Here is a 17,977-nt window from a genome sequence, read left to right as displayed (position 1 = left end):
GTGCGGGGCCGCCGCCGCTCTCGCCCTGCTCGGCGGGGGCGCCGGGCGCACCGCACGCCGGCCCGTGGTTCCAACTGACCCGTACCCGGCCGTCTTAACCTTAATGGGGGCGGCCCCCTGCTTTTTACGCTGGGGCCCGCTTCCTGTTCGTGTTCAGCCCTTGGTGCTGCAGGCCTGGCAGGTGCCGAAGATCTCCATGGTGTGGCTGATATCGGTGAACCCGTGTTCGGCGGCGATGGAGTCGGCCCATGCCTCCACGGTCGGACCCTCGACCTCGACGGTGCGGCCGCAGTGGCGGCAGACGAGGTGATGGTGGTGTCCGCTCGAGCACTGCCGGTACACCGATTCGCCGGAGTCGGTGCGGAGCACGTCGACCATGCCCGCGTCGGCCAGCGATTGCAGGGTGCGGTAGACCGTGGTCAGTCCGATTCCCTCACCGCGCTTGCGGAGTTCGTCGTGCAGCTCCTGGGCGGAGCGGAATTCGTCGATGTCGGCGAGCAGTGCGGCGATGGCGCTGCGCTGGCGGGTGCTGCGGACCCCGACGGTCTTCTCGGTCGTTCCCACGGCTCACCCTTCCTCGGCGTGCGCGACGGCGTCGATGACGATGTGCGCGAGATGTTCGTCGACGAGCTCGTAGATGACTTCGCGTCCGGTGCGCTCACCGCGCACCACGCCCGCGGATTTGAGGATCCGCAGGTGCTGACTGATCAGCGGCTGGGTCACCCCGAGGGTGTCGACGAGTTCGTGCACGCAGCGCGGTGATTCGCGGAGCTGCAGCACGATGGCGATGCGCACCGGGGCGGCCAGTGCGCGTAGTAGTTCTCCGGCGGAGTCCAGAATGGTGCGTGTGGGCACGGCCGGCGGCTGTGGTGACCGGTATGGGTACGGGTCGTGGGGGATCGCGGCCGGAGCCTCGGTCGCGACGTGCGAGCGCCGCAGGGGTGCACCGCTGTCCGTGGTCATCGAACCAACTCCTTATTGGAAACCGATGCCATTCTTATATGCATGTGTACGCATGTCAAACACGGAGTCGGCGCGTCGCAGTATCGGCTGCTGGAGTTTCAGCAGTTGCTGCTCTGCTGTATCGGGACCGTGGGGTCGAAATAGTACTCGGGCCGATGTGGATCGGGGCCCGTAGCGGCCAATGTCGGATTGCTGTAGTTCGGCGCGAGATAGCCCTGGTCGTAGAGCGAGCAGTTGACCGAATACGCGAAGCCCTTGATCTCGCCGAACCACATGCCCTGCGAGGCGTCGTCGTAGTTCGAATCCTGGACCCAGTCGTACTCCACCTGTTCCCGGACGACGGCGACGATGTCCAGGGCCGTGTAGTTGCGGCCGGGCGGCGCGGAGAAGGCGTAGGCGATCAGGTAGTCGGTGTGAATTGCCAACTCGCCCTTGTCGTTCTGGGCCGCCGTCATGCTGCCGTCGACCCGGGGCGAGACCGGCAGCAGCGGATAGCCGTGCGCCAGTTTCGAACTCAGCCACCAGTTGTGTGCCTCGTTGCCGGGCGTGAGTGTCTTGCTGCGCAGCTCCGCGACCTCGCCCTGCGCCAGCAGTGCCAGCACCGGTTCGGCGTCATGGGTTTCCAGTACGTGCGGGTCGAGCCGCGCCGCCACGATCAACTGTTTGACCCGATCCATGGTCGCGGCCACGGTGTCGGCGGAGAAGCGTCCCACCGGGGTTGCGGCGGGCGGCTGGATCCCGGCAGCACCCTCCTGCCAGGCGGCCGATGGTGTGTTGTCGAACGGATGCGCGGTGTCGACGTGGGCGATCTGGTTCACCGTCGGCGACACGTTCCCGCCGGATCCGTCCGCCGAGGTATCGAAGCGGGAGAGCAGATAACCGCCGCCGAACAGCAGCCCGAGTACCCCGCCCACCCACAGCGTCCCCGCGATCCAGGGTCTGAGCCGATGGGCGCGGCGGGCGCGGCGTTCGGCCCGGCGCGCCCAGTCGTCGTCGAACTGCCCTGGGAAATCCCTCATCGCACCGACCCCCGTCGTGCCGTGGTGTGGCTGCGGCACCGATCGGTCGGCGTACCGACCGGTGCCGCCGTTCCTACTATTCCGCAGGCGTGCGCGCGACGGCATCCCCCAGCTTGTAGGGGCACTGGGTGCAAACTCGATTGCCCCGGACCGATAGGCTGGTGTGAATCCTTGCAATCTTCCGGACACGGATGGAGAACTGTTCAAGTGGCACCCAAGTCGAAGGTGGACACCGTCGCCAATCTCGCCAAGCGTCGGGGTCTCGTGTACCCGAGCGGTGAGATTTACGGCGGAACGAGGTCGGCCTGGGATTACGGTCCGCTGGGCGTCGAGCTCAAGGAGAACATCAAGCGGCAGTGGTGGCGGTCCATGGTGACCAGCCGTGACGACGTGGTCGGTCTCGACTCGTCGATCATCCTGCCGCGTCAGGTGTGGGTGGCCTCGGGTCACGTCGCGGTGTTCAACGACCCGCTGGTGGAATGCCTCAACTGCCACAAGCGGCACCGGCAGGACCACCTGCAGGAGGCGTACGCCGAGAAGCACAAGATCGATGATCCGGACTCGGTGGCCATGGAGCTCATCGTGTGCCCGGATTGCGGCACGGTCGGCAAGTGGACCGAGCCCAAGGACTTCAACATGATGCTGAAGACCTACCTGGGCCCGGTCGAATCCGAAGAGGGCATGCACTACCTGCGCCCGGAGACCGCGCAGGGCATCTTCGTGAACTACGACAATGTCGCCACCACCGCGCGCAAGAAGCCGCCGTTCGGCATCGCGCAGATCGGCAAGTCGTTCCGCAACGAGATCACGCCGGGCAACTTCATCTTCCGTACCCGCGAGTTCGAGCAGATGGAGATGGAGTTCTTCGTCAAGCCGGGCGAGGACGAGCAGTGGCACCAGTACTGGATCGACACTCGCATGGCCTGGTACACAGACCTGGGCATCGATCCGGAGAACCTGCGGCTGTTCGAGCACCCGAAGGAGAAGCTCTCGCACTACTCCACCCGCACGGTGGATATCGAGTACCGCTTCCGTTTCGCGGGCAGCGAGTGGGGTGAGCTCGAGGGCGTGGCCAACCGCACCGACTTCGACCTGAAGACTCACTCCGAGCATTCGGGCAAGGACCTGATCTACTTCGATCAGCAGACCGGGGAGCGCTACACCCCGTTCGTGATCGAGCCGGCGGCCGGTCTGACCCGCTCGCTGATGGCCTTCCTGGTGGACGCCTACTACGAGGAGCAGGTGCCGACGGCCAAGGGCACGATGGAGACCCGCGTCTCGCTGCGCCTGGATCCGCGGCTCGCGCCCGTCAAGGCGGCTGTCCTGCCGCTGTCGCGCAATGCGGACCTTTCGCCGAAGGCCAAGGACCTGGCGGCGCAGCTGCGCCGCAACTGGAACGTGGACTTCGACGATGCCGGGGCTATCGGCCGCCGCTACCGTCGCCAGGACGAGATCGGCACCCCGTTCTGCATCACGGTCGACTTCGACACGCTGGAGGACCAGGCTGTCACGGTCCGTGAGCGGGACTCGATGGCTCAGGAGCGCGTCGCTCTTGATCAAGTAGAGGGCTACCTGGCTACTCGCCTCATCGGCGCCTGAACCCACGCTTCATAGGAAAGACCGGTCAATGCCTGACCGGTCTTTTCTTATTTCCATGCCCCCGAAATTCGGGGCGCTGTAGCGAAATTGGGTATGCCACTACTCGTGTTAACGGCCCATGACCGGCGCACTATTTATGTATATGGGCAGCGGTGCCTTCTTGCGCCGCAGCTCGAGCATCCGAGGTGAGTCATGAGCGAGCGTGTTATCGGCCCCCGCTCGGGGCTGCAATGGGTCTCATTGGGGGACACTGGATCAACATGTCCAGCCGCCAGGTCGACGGTGGCGGCTTTTCGATCTTGGGCTGATTCCTTTCTGACCCGACCCAGTGACGAACTGGGCAGAGACGGGCCCGTGTGCCCGTATGTCAAGCCGTCCATGCGACGGGATCTACTCTGGTTGGCGCAGGTCCCCGCGGCGGAACCGCGGCCGATGTGGGTGCGCGCGATCATACGCGACGCATTGGAGGTCTATCCCGAACTACCCACGGGGAACGGTAGTTCCACATCTGTCCTGCGCGCATTGATCACTGTATTTCCTAATTTGAAGGATTATACGCTGATCGACGAAATCCATGATGAATTCAAGAGCAAGTTCGTCGAACGCGGGACCATGTTCGGGCAGTTTTATCCGGGCTGTGATCAACCGGGCTTGTGGAACAAGGAGTTTCGGCCATTGGACGCACCGATGCCAATGCTGGTGGTGCGCAGCATGATGACGACCGATTTCCCGTTCCTGCTCGACAAACCCGAATGGGCCGATGCGTATGTGCGCAAGTTCGCACCGATGCTGCCGGCTCACGTGCGTTCGGTCATGGTGGGGCGCTTGACATCTCGCCCCGCTTCCTGGGTGCCGGCCTACGAGGTGGCGCCGGCCGACGAATCCTGCTCGACCAGCAGTTAGGCAGTGCGTCATGACGCGCGAACTCGAGGCGGCTCGGTCCGCCACCGTTCTGTCCGAGAACGCCTTCCCGCTCTCCCCGGCGCAATCGGGGATGTGGCTTGCGCAGCAACTGGATCCGGCGGTGCCGTTGTCGGAGGCCCAGTACATCGAGATGCGCGGGGTGCTGGACGTGGCGGTGCTGCGGCGGGTGGCGGCGCAGGCCGGACGTGAATTCGGTTCCGGCGTCCTGCATTTCGCCGAGGTCGAGGGCCGGCCGTGGCAGTTCGTCGAGACCGGGACCGAACCGGTGATCGGATTCCTGGATTTCCGGGACCGGTCCGATCCGGTTTCACACGCGCTGGAGTGGATGCGTGCGGAAGTGGCGGCGCCGATCGACATGCTCGGCGAGCTCACAGGGATATCTACGGTGATCCGGGTCGGGGAGTCCCATCACCTGTGGTACACCAGAGCTCACCACATCCTCATCGATGGATTCGGTTCGGTGACCATGCTCTACCGGGTCGCCGAGCTGTACAACGCCGCGGTGCGCGGGCAAACGGCGCCTCCCGGCACCGCGGCCTCCCTCCGGGAGGTGCACGAGGCGGAGTTGGCGTACCGGGAATCTTCCCGGTACGCCACCGACGAGCACTACTGGCGAGAGGTCGCCGCGGGCCTGCCCGGCCGCTGCAGCCTGGTCGCGGCCACCGCGCCCGCGAGCGCGCTGGGTCGCGAGGCCCGCGCCCAGCTGGGGGAGGCGATGGCCGCGCGTCTCGACGACGCGGCCCGCCGCTTCGACACCAGCTCGGCCGGCATGGTCATGGCCGCCGTGGCGCTCTACTACGCCCGGCTGACCGCCACCGAGGACGTGGTGCTGAGCCTGCCGGTGTCCGGGCGCACCACGGCGATGCTGCGGCGTTCGGGCGGCATGATCGCCAATGTGGTGCCGTTGCGGGTGCCGGTGCCGCGCGACGGCCGGGTCGGTGCGGTGCTGGACGCGGTGCGGGTGTCCGCGTCGGGTGCGTTGCGGCATCAGCGATTCCGCTACGAGGATATGCGTGGCGACGGTGCACGCGACGAATTCGGGCGCGGCATGGTCGGACCGGTCATCAACATCATGCTGTTCCCGACCGGAATCGATTTCGCGGGTGTGGAATCCAGCCTGCACGTGCTCACGTCCGGGCCGATCGAGGACCTGTTCGTCAACTTCTACCAGCACGGTGCGGGCGCGCCGATCCACGTCGACTTCGCCGCGAATCCCCGTTTGTACGACGAGGACTCGCTGCGCAGGCATCACCGGCGCTTCCTCGCACTGCTGGACTCGCTGCTGGACGCGACGGCCGAGACTCCGGTCGCTGCCCTCGATTACGTGGTGGCGGACGAGAAGTCGGTGCTGGCGGGTGCACACGGGGCGGCCGCGCCGCAACCCCGGCTGCTACCGGACATCCTGACCGAAGGCCTCCGCCGCGCCGGGCCCGACGCGGTCGCCGTGGTCGGTCGAGACCGGCAGCTGACCTACGGCGAACTCGACGCCCTGTCGAATCGCCTGGCCCGCAGGATCTTGCGTGCCGGGTCGGGGTACGGCCCCGGGATCGGGCCGGAATCGACCGTGCTGTTGGCGCTTCCCCGCTCGATCGAAGCGATGGTGGCGCTGTGGGCGGTGGCCAAAACCGGGGCGGCCTTCGTGCCGCTGGGCACCGCGCTGCCCGCCGAGCGGGTGGACCGCATTGCCGTCGAAGCAGGTGCGGCACTCGGGCTCGCGCTCGCGGAATCGGCGGCCGCGCTGCCGGATTCGGTGCACTGGGTCGCGATCGACGAGGTCCTGTGGGATGAGCGGGAGATTCTTGCGGCTGAGTCGGAGACCTTGCGTGATGCGCCCGGTACCGGCTCCACCGGTGCGGATTCCGCTGCCGCATCCGATCTTCCGCTGGTAGAGGCAGAGCTGCGGGGGCGGCCGCGGGTCGAGAATCCGGCGTACGTGGTCTTCACGTCCGGGTCGACGGGTGTGCCCAAGGGGGTGGTGGTGACCCATGCCGGGCTGGCGGGGTTGGCCGCGGCGATCGTGGACGCCTATCGGGTCGAGCCGGGAGCTCGGGTACTGCAGTGCTTGAACCCGAGTTTCGATGCGTCGGTGCTCGAATGGCTGATGGCGTTCGCGTCCGGCACGACTCTGGTGGTGGCCGAGGCGGATCCGGTGGTCGGGGCCGAATTGGCGGGGCTGGTTCGGGATTTCGGTATTACGCAGGTGTGTTCGACGCCTGCGGTGCTGGCGACGCTGGAATCCGATGCGCTGGACGGGGTGCGAGCGGTGTCGTCGGGCGGGGAGCCCACGCCGCCGGATATCGTGGCGCGCTTCGGGATCGGGCGGGAATTGCTCAACTCGTACGGTCCGAGTGAGACAACGGTGGCAGTCACTTACACCGGGGGGCTGGTGCCGGGGGAGAATGCCGGGATCGGCGATCCGATACCCGGGGCGGGAATGTTGGTGCTGGATCGGTGGCTGCGGCCGGTGCCGATCGGGATGGCCGGGGAGCTGTATGTGACCGGTCCGGGGGTGGCGCGAGGGTACGTGGGGCGTCCGGGGCTCACCGCGGATCGGTTCGTGCCCGCGATCACCGGGCCTGCCGGGGCTCGCATGTATCGCACCGGGGATCTGGTGCGCTGGACCGAGACCGGCGTGCTCGAGTATGTGGGTCGCGGTGATTTCCAGGTGAAGTTGCGCGGGATGCGCATCGAACTGGGGGAGATCGACGCCGTCCTGAATACGCATCCGGGCGTCGAGATTGCGGTGACGGTGGCGCGTCCTGCGGCCGGCGGCGGTACCGTGCTGGCCGCGTATGTGGCTCCGCATGCCGGTCACGACCTCGCCGAGGCCGAACTGCTCGACCATGCGGGCCGTCGGCTGCCGCCGTACATGGTGCCGGGCACGGTCACCGTGCTGGGCGCGCTGCCGCTCACGGCCAATGGCAAAGTGGATCGGCGTGCCCTGCCGGAACCTGTGGTAGCGCAACCCGTTCACGGGCTCGCCGCCGCGACGGCGACCGAGCGGCTGCTGTGCACGCTGTTCGCCGAGATTCTGGGCACGCCCGAAATCGGCACCGGCACTTCGTTCTTCGCCCTGGGCGGTGACTCGATCATGGCGATCACGCTGGTCTCGCGGGCCCGCGCCGCCGGCCTGGTCTTCTCTGCCCGCGAGGTCTTCGAACACCGCACGCCCGCCGGTCTGGCCGCCGTGGTGACCCGAGTTCAGGAACGTGCGCGGCAACTGCCCGAACTGCCGGGCGGCGGTGTCGGCCGGATGCCGCTCACCCCGATCGCGGCATGGCTGTTGCAGCGGCCGGGGTGGGAGCATTTCGCGCAATCGATGGTGGTCCAGGTCCCGATCGGCGCGGATCCCGTTGCGCTGCTGCACACCGTGCAGGCCCTGATCGACCGCCACGACATGCTCCGGGCCCGCGTGATCGAGACCGAGGAGGGGCTCCAACTGGAAGTTCCCCCGGCGCATCTCACCGATACCCCGACCCTGCTGACCCGGATCATCTGCGCCCCCATCGATCTGCCGGGCGACACGGCGGCGGATGGGCTCTCGCCCGGGGTGATCTCGGAGACCGCGATCGACCGCGCGGTGGCCTCGGCCGTCGACCGGCTGGATCCGCGTGCGGGTGCCATGCTCGCCCTGACCTGGCTGGACGCGGGTCCGGAGCATTCGGGCCGTCTCGCCATCGCCATCCACCACCTGGCCTGCGACGCCGTCTCCTGGCGAATCCTGCTGCCGGACTTGATGTCCGCGTGGGCGCAGGCTTCCGCCGGTGCGCTACCGGCCCTGGCCGTCTCGGGAACCTCGGTGCGCACCTGGGCATATGCCCTTGCCGACCTGGCGACACCGGCGGTCACGGGTCCGCTCGGCGCGGTCTGGCCGGTGAGCGAGCTCGGGTACTGGCGGGTGGTGCTGGCCGAGGACGCGCTGGTCGGTCGGCGGCGGTTGGCTCCGGCGGTGGATACCCGGCGGACGGCCGGACGGATCGATATCGAAGTGCCGGGCGAGGTTTCGGCGCTGCTGCTCGGGCGGATCGCGGCCACGTATCGCTGTGGGGTCGAGGACGCGCTGCTGGCGGCGCTGATGCTGGCCCGGTCACGCTCCGCGCAAGGCAGCGGCGAGGCGCTGGTCGTCGCGGTGGAGCGGCACGGGCGCGATGAGGTCGCCGTACCAGGGGCCGATCTGTCGCATGCGGTGGGCTGGTTCACCACGCAGGTGCCGGTGAGACTGGGACCCTTTGTCGTGGACAGTGATTCGCCGACCGAGGCGACGACGGCCGAGACCGCGTTGAAGACGGTCAAGGAGCAGCTGCGGGCGGTGCCCCGGGGCGGGTTCGGGTACGGGTTGCTGCGGCATTCGAACCCGGAGACCGAGCGGGAGCTGGCGGCCCTGCCCGAGCCGCAGATCGGGTTCAACTATCTCGGGCAGATTCCCGATGTTGCGGTGGTGGGCGATTGGCTGCCGGTGTCGGTCGGGGATCGGCTGGGTGGCCACGCTGACCCGGAAATGCCTTTGGCAGCGGTGATTTCGGTGGATGCGGTGACGCTGGAGTCCGCGGACGGGCCGCGGATTCGCGCGGTGTGGCAGTTCGCGTCGAAGGCGATCGCGGCCCCGGAGGTGGAAGCGCTGGCGCGGGAATGGCTCACGGCCGTCGGGGAGATCGCGGAGCTGGTCGGGCGGCCTGACGCCGGTGGGCTCACGCCCGCCGATCTGCCGCTGTTGAGCCCCACGCAGCGGGAAATCGATTCGTGGGAAAGGAATTTCGGCCGGTTGGCCGATGCGTGGCCATTGACGCCGCTGCAGCGTGGGCTGCTGTTCCAGGCGCAACTGGCCGAGGGCGGGCCGGACGGGTATTCGGTGCAGGCGGTGATCGATATCGAAGCCGACCTCGATCGCGACCGGCTGACGGCCGCCGTCGCGGCGCTGCTGCGCCGCCACGATGTCCTGCGCGCCGGGTTCAGCACCTCGGATACCGGTGCAGTGCAGGTGATTCCGGTGGAAGTGCGGGTGCCCTGCGCCTATCGTGAGGTACCCGGTGCCACCGACGCGGAACTCGACGCACTTGCCGCCGAGGAATTCGGGGTCCCCTTCGCGGTCGACGCGCCGCCGTTGATCCGATTCCTGTGTCTGGTGGCGGGGGAGCGGCGGTTGCGGCTCGTCATCACCAACCATCATCTGATTCTCGATGGCTGGTCGATGCCGCTGCTGTTCGCCGAACTGATCGGGCTTTACGAAACCCAGGGCGACGACACCGGATTCGCGGCACCGGTCCCGTTCCGCGGCCACCTGGAGTGGTTGGCGGCCCGCGATGCGCAGCGCGCCCGCGAGGCGTGGACGCAGTCGCTCGCCGGTGTGGACGGCCCGACCCTGATCGCGCCCGCCGCCCCGCGCGCGGACGCCCCCGCCGCCCCGGTCGCGCACGCGGTGCCGCTGCCCGAAGATCTGCCCGCTGCCCTGCGCCGTACGGCGGCGACCTGCCAGGTCACCGTCAACACCTTGGTGCAGGTGGCCTGGGCGCTATTGCTGGCCGAGCAGACCGGTTCGACCGACATCGTCTTCGGTGCAACGGTTTCGGGCCGCCCGCCGGAGCTTTCCGGTGCCGAACGCATGGTCGGCATGCTGGTCAACACGGTCCCGGTGCGCATCGCGCTCGACCCCGGGGAATCCGTCGCGGACCTGCTCTCGCGCGTGCAGCGCGAACAGGCCGCCCTCGCCGAACACCAGCATGTGGGACTCGACGAGATCCAGTCGATCACCGGCCTCGGCCCCCTGTTCGACACCGCGACCGTCTTCGAGTCCTACCCCGTCGACGCCGCCACCCTCACCGCCGCCACCCGTCAGGCCGACCTCACCGTCACCGCCCTGCACGCCCATGACGGCACCCACTACCCCCTCTCCCTGGCCGCCTACGCCAATAACGGCCTCCGCCTGGAACTCACCCGCTCCCCCCGTCATTTCGACACGCAGCAGGCCGATGAGCTCGCCGCTGTACTGTCCCGGTTGCTCATCGCTCTCACCGGCGACCCGGCCCGCCGCACCGTCGAGTTGCACGGTGTTGATGCGGTGAACCCGGTCGCGGTCCGCTCGGGAACGAGTTCGCGCGCGATCCGCCTCCTGCCGGACCTGTTGTCCGCCGCCGGTGCGAAGGACTCCCTGGCGGTCGAGGCTGCCGGGGACGGATCGAATATCGAGGCTGGGCTGCGGAGTTGGCGATCTGAGCCGAGTTCGCCCGCGGCCGAGCTGACTTACGGGGACCTGGATGCGGTGTCCAACCGGTTGGCGCGGCGGCTGATTGCCGCCGGTGCCGGGCCGGAGCGGGCTGTGCTGGTGGCGTTGCCCCGGTCGGTGGAGGCGATGGTGGCGGTGTGGGCGATCGCGAAGAGCGGCGCGGCGTTCGTGCCGGTGGATGTGACGCAACCGGCTGCGCGGACCGCGCTCATCGCGGCCGAATGCACTGCGGTACTGGGGATCACCACGAGTGCGGTCGCGGATCTGCCGAACGGAGTGGTGTGGCTGCGAGTGGATGATCCGTCGCTGATCGCCGAATGCGGTGTGCTGTCCGCGGATCCGGTGACCGACGCCGATCGGACGGCCTCGCTGTGTCCCGAGCATGCGGCGTATGTGGTCTTCACCTCGGGTTCCACCGGTACGCCGAAAGGTGTCGTGGTCTCGCACACCGGACTGGCGAACATGGTGGCGGCCACCGCGGAACACGGTGGCGTCGCCCGTGATTCGCGGGTCATGCACTGCCTCAATCCTGCTTTCGACGCGGCCGTGCTGGTGTGGCTGTCGGCCTTCGCGGCCGGTGCGACGCTGGTGGTCGCGCCCCCGGAGGCCAGTGCCGGTGCGGAACTGGCGGCCGCCTTGCGGGCGAGTGCGGCCACTCACCTGACCTGCACGCCGAGTGTCCTGGCCACCCTCGACGCGGCCGATCTGCAGAGTGTCCGGACCGTCCTGATGGGCGGCGAACCCTGCCCGCCCGGGCTGGTGACGCGGCTGGGAGTGGGCCGCGCACTGGTGAATTCATACGGACCGGCGGAGACCACCATCGCCGCGAGCTTTGGTGACCCGATGACCGCCGAGACGTCCACGCTGCTCGGCACCCCGCTGCCCGGCACCACCTTGCTGGTACTGGACGGCTGGCTGCGGCCGGTGCCGCCCGGCGCGGTCGGCGAACTGTACGTGCGTGGCCCCGGGCTGGCGCGGGGATATGCCGGCCGCGCGGCGCTTTCCGCGAGCCGTTTCGTGGCGGATCCGTTCGCCGCCGGGCAGCGGATGTACCGGACCGGCGACCTCATGCGGTGCACGGCAGCCGGTTTCGAGTACGTCGGCCGCAGCGACTTCCAGGTGAAGATTCGCGGCATCCGGGTGGAGCCGGGCGAGGTCGATGCCGTGCTGCTGACCCATGAACTGATCGACGCCGCGGTGACCGTCGCGCGTCGAAATCCTGCCGGGGCGATGACCCTGTGCTCGTACGTCTCACTGCGCTCCCCGGTTCCGGTCCCGGAGTTGCTGGCGTGGGCTTCCGGTCGGCTGCCGCGCTACCTGATGCCCGCCGGCGTGCAGGTGCTTCCGGAGTTGCCCCTGACCGCCAGCGGCAAGGTGGATCTGCGCGCACTGCCGGAACCTGCACTGGCACAGGCGGAATACGTCGTCCCGACAGGCCCCGAGGAGGTGATCGCGGCGGCCTTCGCCGAGGTCCTCGGCCTGAACCGGGTCGGCGCCCGCGACGACTTCTTCGCCCTCGGCGGCGATTCGCTGATCGCCACTCGCGTATCCGCCCGCCTGGCCGTGCATTTCGGCCGCGCGGTCCCGGTCCGGCTGATCTTCGAGGCCCCGGTGGTCGCCGATCTGGCGGCCCGGCTCGCGGCCGCCGACGCCGGCGCGTCCGGTCCCGCGCTGGTTCGCGTCGAGCGCCCCGACCTGGTTCCGCTGTCTCCGGCCCAGCAGCGCATGTGGTTCGTCAACCGCTACGATCCCGCGTCCCCGGCCTACAACGTGCCGGTGGCACTGCGGCTTTCGGGCGACCTGGACCACGCGGCCCTGCGCGCCGCGCTGCGTGACGTGATCGATCGCCACGAAACCCTCCGCACCGTCTACCCGGACATTGACGGCGTGGGCATGCAACGCGTGCTCGCCGCCGAGGACGTCGAACTGGACCTGACCCCGGTTCCGGTCGCACCCGACCGGCTGGTCGAGATGGTCACGGACACGATCGGCCGTGGCTTCGACGTCACCACCGCGGTTCCGTTGCGCGTGCGGGTATTCCGGGTGGAACCGGGCGCGGAACATGTGGTCGTCCTGGTCGCGCATCACATTGCGACGGACGGGTTCTCGATGGCTCCGCTGACGCGTGATGTGGCCGCCGCGTACGCGACCCGCTCGGCGGGAACGGTACCGATGTGGGAGCCGCTGCCCGTGCAGTACGCGGATTACACACTGTGGCAGCGGGATCGGCTGGGCTCGGAGGATGACGCGGAGTCGCTCGCGGCGCGGCAGGTGCGGTACTGGACGCAGGCGCTGGCGGGCGTTCCCGATCACCTGGAGTTGCCGACCGATCGGCCGCGCCCGGCGCGGGCCTCGCATCGCGCCGCGGAATACGTGACCCGGGTGGATCGTGAGCTGACAACGGCGATCGAGCGCTGTGCCCGCGAGCATCGGGCGACGCCGTTCATGGTGGTGCACGCGGCGCTCGCGGTGCTGCTGGCCCGGCTCAGCGGCAGCGGTGACGTGGTGATCGGCACGCCGGTCGCCGGGCGCGGGGTACGCGAACTCGACGACCTGGTCGGCATGTTCGTGAACACGCTGGTGCTGCGCACCGGTATTCGCCCCGGCGAAGCCTTCGGCGAGCTGGTGGACCGGGTGCGGGACAACGATCTCGCCGGCTTCGAGCATGCCGATGTACCGTTCGAACGGCTCGTCGAGGTGCTGGCCCCGGCCCGCTCACCGGCCCGGCATCCGCTGGTCCAGGTCATGCTGGTGTTCCAGAACCTGGCCATGCCGGAACTGCGGTTGCCCGCACTGACCGTGTCACCCCTCGAATTGCCGCAGACCGGCAGCCGTTTCGACCTGAGCCTCACCGTCATCGGCGACACCGAGGGCATGGAACTGCGCTGCTGCTACGCCACCGACCTGTTCGACGCGTCCACGATGGCGAATCTCACCGCTCGCCTGGTCCGGGTGCTGACCGAGGGCACCGCCGAATCGGCCGGGCCGGTCGGCGATCTCGACCTGCTCACCGACCCCGAGCGGCAGCGGCTGCACGACACGGCCGAACCTGTCGTCGCGCCGCGCACGCTCGCCGACCTCATGGCCGACGCGGTGACCGCGAACCCGGACGGTATCGCGGTGGTGTGCGGCGACCGGCGGCTGACCTATCGCGAACTCGACGCCCGCGCCGAACACCTGGCCCGCCGCCTGAGCGCCGCCGGCGCCGGTCCGGAAACCCTGGTGGCCGTGGGCATTCCGCGATCCATCGAATCGGTGCTCGCGGTATGGGCGGTGGCGCGCACCGGTGCCGCGTTCGTGCCCGTGGATCCGGCCTATCCGCCCGACCGCATTGCCCGCATCATCGATGTCTCGGGGGTAGGCCTGGGCTTGACCGTCACCGCACAACGTGACCGGCTGCCCGGCACCGTGGACTGGTGGTGTGTGGACGACGACCGGGACGAGTTCCCGGCGGAGATGCACGACTTCACCGGGAACACGGCACATCCGGCGTACGTGATCTTCACCTCGGGGTCGACGGGCGCACCCAAGGGGGTGGTCGTATCGCATGCCGGTCTGGCCAATCTCGCTGCCGCGCAGCGGGAACGCGACCGCATCACCCGCGATTCGCGGATCCTGCACGTCGCCTCACCGAGTTTCGACGCCTCGGTGGTCGAACTGCTCATGGCCGTGGGTGCCGCCGCCACCCTCGTGGTCGCCCCACCCACCGTGTTCGCCGGACCCGACCTCGGTGAACTGCTGGCCCGCGAACGGGTTTCGCACATCGCGCTGACCCCCTCGGCACTGTCCACGGTCGATCCCTCCGGCCTGGAGGACCTGCGGCTGATCGTTACCGGTGGCGAACCCTGCCCGCCCGTACTGGTCGTCGCCTGGGCGACCGCAGGCCGCGAACACTTCAACGACTACGGCCCGACCGAGGCCACGGTGTGGGCCGCCGGAGCGCCGCTGAGTCCCGGTGAACCGATCACCATCGGCCGTCCCGCCCCCGGTATGCGGGCCCTGGTGCTCGACGATCGGTTGCGTCCGGTCCCCGACGGGGTGATCGGCGAACTGTACCTGTCCGGAATCGGCTTGGCGCGAGGCTATTTCGGTCGTTACGACCTGACCGCCGCCCGGTTCGTCGCCGACCCGTACGGCAGCGGCCGTCGCATGTACCGCACCGGTGACCTGGTGCGCCGCCGGGACGGCAACCTGGAATACCTGGGCCGCACCGACACCCAGGTCAAACTGCGCGGCCTGCGCATCGAACTCGGCGATGTCGAGGCCGCGCTGGCCGCCGAGCCGTCGGTCGCGAGAGCGGTCGCGATGGTTCGTGAGGATGGTCGCGGCGGCGTGCTCGCCGCCTATGTGGTCGCCGCGCCGGATACCGATCCGCAACCGTCGGCACTGAAGAAGGCAGCGTCGCAACGACTCCCGTCCTACATGGTGCCGTCCTCGATCACGGTGCTCGCCGACCTGCCACGCACCGCGAACGGCAAGCTGGACCTGGACGCGCTACCCGCGCCGCAGTCGGAAGCCGGTGACCGGCAACCTCCCGAAGGTCCGGTGGAGATCGCGGTGGCGGCGGCGTTCGCCGAGGTGCTCGGCATCGACGAGGTCTGGCGCGAGGACGACTTCTTCGCTCTGGGCGGCAATTCGCTCATCGCGACCCGGGTCGTCGCGCGACTGAGTGCCGCACTGGGCGTGGCCGTTCCGGTCCGTGCCCTCTTCGACGCACCCACGGTGACCGACCTGGCCGCCCTCGTCGCCGCGGGTGGCGCATCCAACCGCCCCCGACCGGGCCCCCGCCCGCGCCCGGTCCGGATTCCGCTCTCGGCGGCACAGCAACGCATGTGGTTCCTCAACCGCTACGACCCCGGCTCACCGCTCTACAACATTCCGGGCGCGTTCGAAATCACCGGCGCACTGGATGTTTCGGTGCTGCGCGCCGCCGTCGACGATGTGGTGGCCCGCCACGAGACGCTGCGGACGATCTATCCGGTCGGTCCCGACGGGCTGCCATACCAGCAGATCCTCTCGGCGACTCCGGATTCCACGCCGATCACCGAACTCGAGGTGACCCCGGACGAGCTCGGCGATGTCCTGATCTCGCAGCTCTCGCAGGGTTTCGACATCGTGCGTGACACCCCGCTGCGGGTCTGCGTGCTCCACGCCGGTCGCGACCGGACCGTCCTGGCTCTCGCCGTACACCACATCGCGGCCGACGGCTGGTCCATGGCCCCACTGGCCCGAGATGTCATGTATGCCTTCGCCGCTCGCGTATCCGGCACGGCATCCGAATGGATCCCGCTGCCGCTGCAGTACGCGGACTACGCCCTGTGGCAGCGCGAATTGCTCGGCGCCGACGACGATCCGGACAGTCTCGCGAATCAGCAGCTGGACTTCTGGCGCACGACCCTGTCCGGCCTGCCCGAGGTGCACGCGCTGCCCACCGATCGGCCGCGCCCGATCATGCCCACCGGATCCGGTGACCGCATCGAATTCACCGTCCCTGCAACGGTTCACGACCGGATTCAACTGCTGTCCCGCAGTCACGGCGCGAGCCCGTTCATGGTCGTCCACGCCGCCCTGGCGATCCTGCTGGCCCGCCTGTCCGGTCGCACCGATATCGCTCTCGGCACCGTGGTCGCCGGTCGCGGTGACGGCGAATTCGACGACCTCGTAGGCATGTTCGTCAACACGGTCGTCCTGCGCACCCACGTCGACCCCGCCGCCGGATTCGCCGCCACCGTCGCCGCCGTCCGGCAGGCCGACCTGGCCGTCTACGGCAACCTGGACCTGCCCTTCGAAAGACTGGTGGAGGCGCTCGCCCCCACCAGATCCACGGCCCATCACCCCCTGTTCCAGGTGCTGCTGGCCTTCCAGAACGTGCAGACCGAGCGAACCTTCCTTCCCGGCCTCGAGATTCGCCCGCTGACCGCGCCCGCACCCGGTTCCAAGTTCGACCTCGAATGGATGCTGGCCGAACAGTTCGGCGACACCGGCGAACCGGCGGGCATCACCGGCTCCCTCACCTTCGCCACCGATCTGTTCGACCGCGGCACCGCCGCCGCCATGGTGGACGGACTGCTCGCGCTCCTGGACGCGTTGAGCGCCGATCCCTTGGCGGCGGTCGGAACTCTCGACGCACCGCTGCCCGCGCTCACCGCGAATCCTCACGACGAGCCGTCGCCCGCGGTGAATCCCCGGCCCGCCCGCCGCGTCTACCGCCCCGCCCGTACCGAGGCGGAGCGCACCCTGGTGACCGCCTTCGAGGCAGTCCTGGACAGTCCGCGAATCGGCGTGGACGACAACTTCTTCGATATCGGCGGCAATTCCATGGGCGCGGTTCGCCTGGTCACCCGGGTGCGTGAGACGACCGGCCTGCCCATGCCGCTGCAGTGGATGTTCCTCGACCCCACGCCCGCCGCGCTGGCGCGCCGGCTCACCGAGGCCGCCACCCAGCCCGATATCGATCCGGCCATGCGGGTCCTGCTGCCCATGCGGTCGCAGGGTGCGGCCCCGGCTCTGTTCTGTGTGCACCCGGCCATCGGATTGGCCTGGTGCTACGGCGGATTGGTGCAGTACATCGACGGCGCGCACCCGATCTACGGGATCCAGTCCCCGGGCGTCACCGACGGCGGCACCGCCGACCGCACCGTACGCGAGCTGGCGCTGCGATACGTGGAGGAGATCCGCCGAGTGCAGCCCGAAGGCCCCTATCACCTGCTCGGCTATTCGGCGGGCGGTCCGCTCGCGCACGCCATGGCCGTCGAATTGCGCCGCCGCGGAGCGGAGGTCCCCGCCCTGATCATGATCGATTCGCGGGCCGACGTCGCCGTCCCGGACGACAGCGCGCTGCCGCCGCTGTCGATGCTGCTGTCCGAATTCGGCGGCCTCGACATCCCGCCCGAACTCGAGCACCTCACCCCCGCGCAGGCCGCCGAACTGCTGGCCGAGAGCGGAATCAGCTTCACCGCAACGGATCTCGAGAATCTTTACGGTGACCTGCGGCATCTGCTGCGGCAGATCGCCGCCCATCCACACGAGGTCTTCGACGGTGAACTGCTGTTCTTCGCCGCCGCGTACAACCCCGACCCCAATCCGAATGTCACCACCTGGCGGCCCTACATCGCCGGACGCATCCACGACCGGCCGCTGCCCTACGGCCACAACGAGATGATCACCGCCGAGGCGCTCGCCCTGATCGGCCCCGCGGTCAACTCCTACCTCCACCGCTGAGTCCCTTCATTCCGTGATGACCGGTGCGCAC

6 protein-coding genes are annotated in these 17,977 nt (G+C 68.8%); 3 read left to right on the top strand and 3 right to left on the bottom strand.

Features of this window, described 5'->3' with window-relative positions; translation table 11 throughout:
- Window positions 1-153 precede the first annotated feature (153 nt).
- The 3 genes from ACFXHA_RS39875 to ACFXHA_RS39865 form a co-directional block, all read right to left on the bottom strand.
- On the bottom strand, window positions 154-564 hold the full coding sequence (locus tag ACFXHA_RS39875) for a Fur family transcriptional regulator (RefSeq protein WP_379365652.1): 411 nt from the start codon (window positions 562-564) through the stop codon (window positions 154-156).
- A 3-nt stretch (window positions 565-567) separates the two neighbouring features.
- Window positions 568-963 (bottom strand): ArsR/SmtB family transcription factor, encoded by a 396-nt coding sequence (locus tag ACFXHA_RS39870; RefSeq protein ID WP_379365650.1) that lies wholly within the window; start codon window positions 961-963, stop codon window positions 568-570.
- Between the two features lie 98 nt (window positions 964-1,061).
- On the bottom strand, window positions 1,062-1,982 hold the full coding sequence (locus ACFXHA_RS39865) for a hypothetical protein (RefSeq protein WP_379365648.1): 921 nt from the start codon (window positions 1,980-1,982) through the stop codon (window positions 1,062-1,064).
- A 207-nt stretch (window positions 1,983-2,189) separates the two neighbouring features.
- Between ACFXHA_RS39865 and ACFXHA_RS39860 the strand changes: the two genes are divergently transcribed.
- The 3 genes from ACFXHA_RS39860 (at window position 2,190) to ACFXHA_RS39850 (ending at window position 17,946) form a co-directional block, all read left to right on the top strand.
- The gene (locus tag ACFXHA_RS39860; protein WP_379365646.1) at window positions 2,190-3,581 is read left to right on the top strand and encodes a glycine--tRNA ligase; all 1,392 of its coding nucleotides are present in this window, start codon (window positions 2,190-2,192) and stop codon (window positions 3,579-3,581) included.
- 192 nt (window positions 3,582-3,773) lie between these two features.
- Window positions 3,774-4,484: a DUF6875 domain-containing protein gene (locus ACFXHA_RS39855; RefSeq protein WP_379365644.1), complete on the top strand. Its 711-nt coding sequence runs from the start codon at window positions 3,774-3,776 to the stop codon at window positions 4,482-4,484.
- Window positions 4,485-4,494: 10 nt separating this feature from the next.
- Window positions 4,495-17,946 carry an amino acid adenylation domain-containing protein gene (locus tag ACFXHA_RS39850; protein ID WP_379365642.1) on the top strand — a complete coding sequence of 4,484 codons (13,452 nt, stop codon included), beginning with the start codon at window positions 4,495-4,497 and terminating at the stop codon, window positions 17,944-17,946.
- Window positions 17,947-17,977 lie beyond the last annotated feature (31 nt).

Origin of the sequence: Nocardia sp. NPDC059240, from assembly GCF_042753865.1 — a bacterium.
Lineage (GTDB): Bacteria > Actinomycetota > Actinomycetes > Mycobacteriales > Mycobacteriaceae > Nocardia.
This window is presented reverse-complemented; position numbering and strand designations above follow the sequence as displayed.

Bases quoted from the DNA above. Each gene is read 5' to 3' on its own strand.
- ACFXHA_RS39870 (WP_379365650.1), bottom strand. From the start codon at position 963: ATGACCACGGACAGCGGTGCACCCCTGCGGCGCTCGCACGTCGCGACC.
- ACFXHA_RS39865 (WP_379365648.1), bottom strand. From the start codon at position 1,982: ATGAGGGATTTCCCAGGGCAGTTCGACGACGACTGGGCGCGCCGGGCC.
- ACFXHA_RS39855 (WP_379365644.1), top strand. From the start codon at position 3,774: ATGAGCGAGCGTGTTATCGGCCCCCGCTCGGGGCTGCAATGGGTCTCA.
- ACFXHA_RS39850 (WP_379365642.1), top strand. From the start codon at position 4,495: ATGACGCGCGAACTCGAGGCGGCTCGGTCCGCCACCGTTCTGTCCGAG.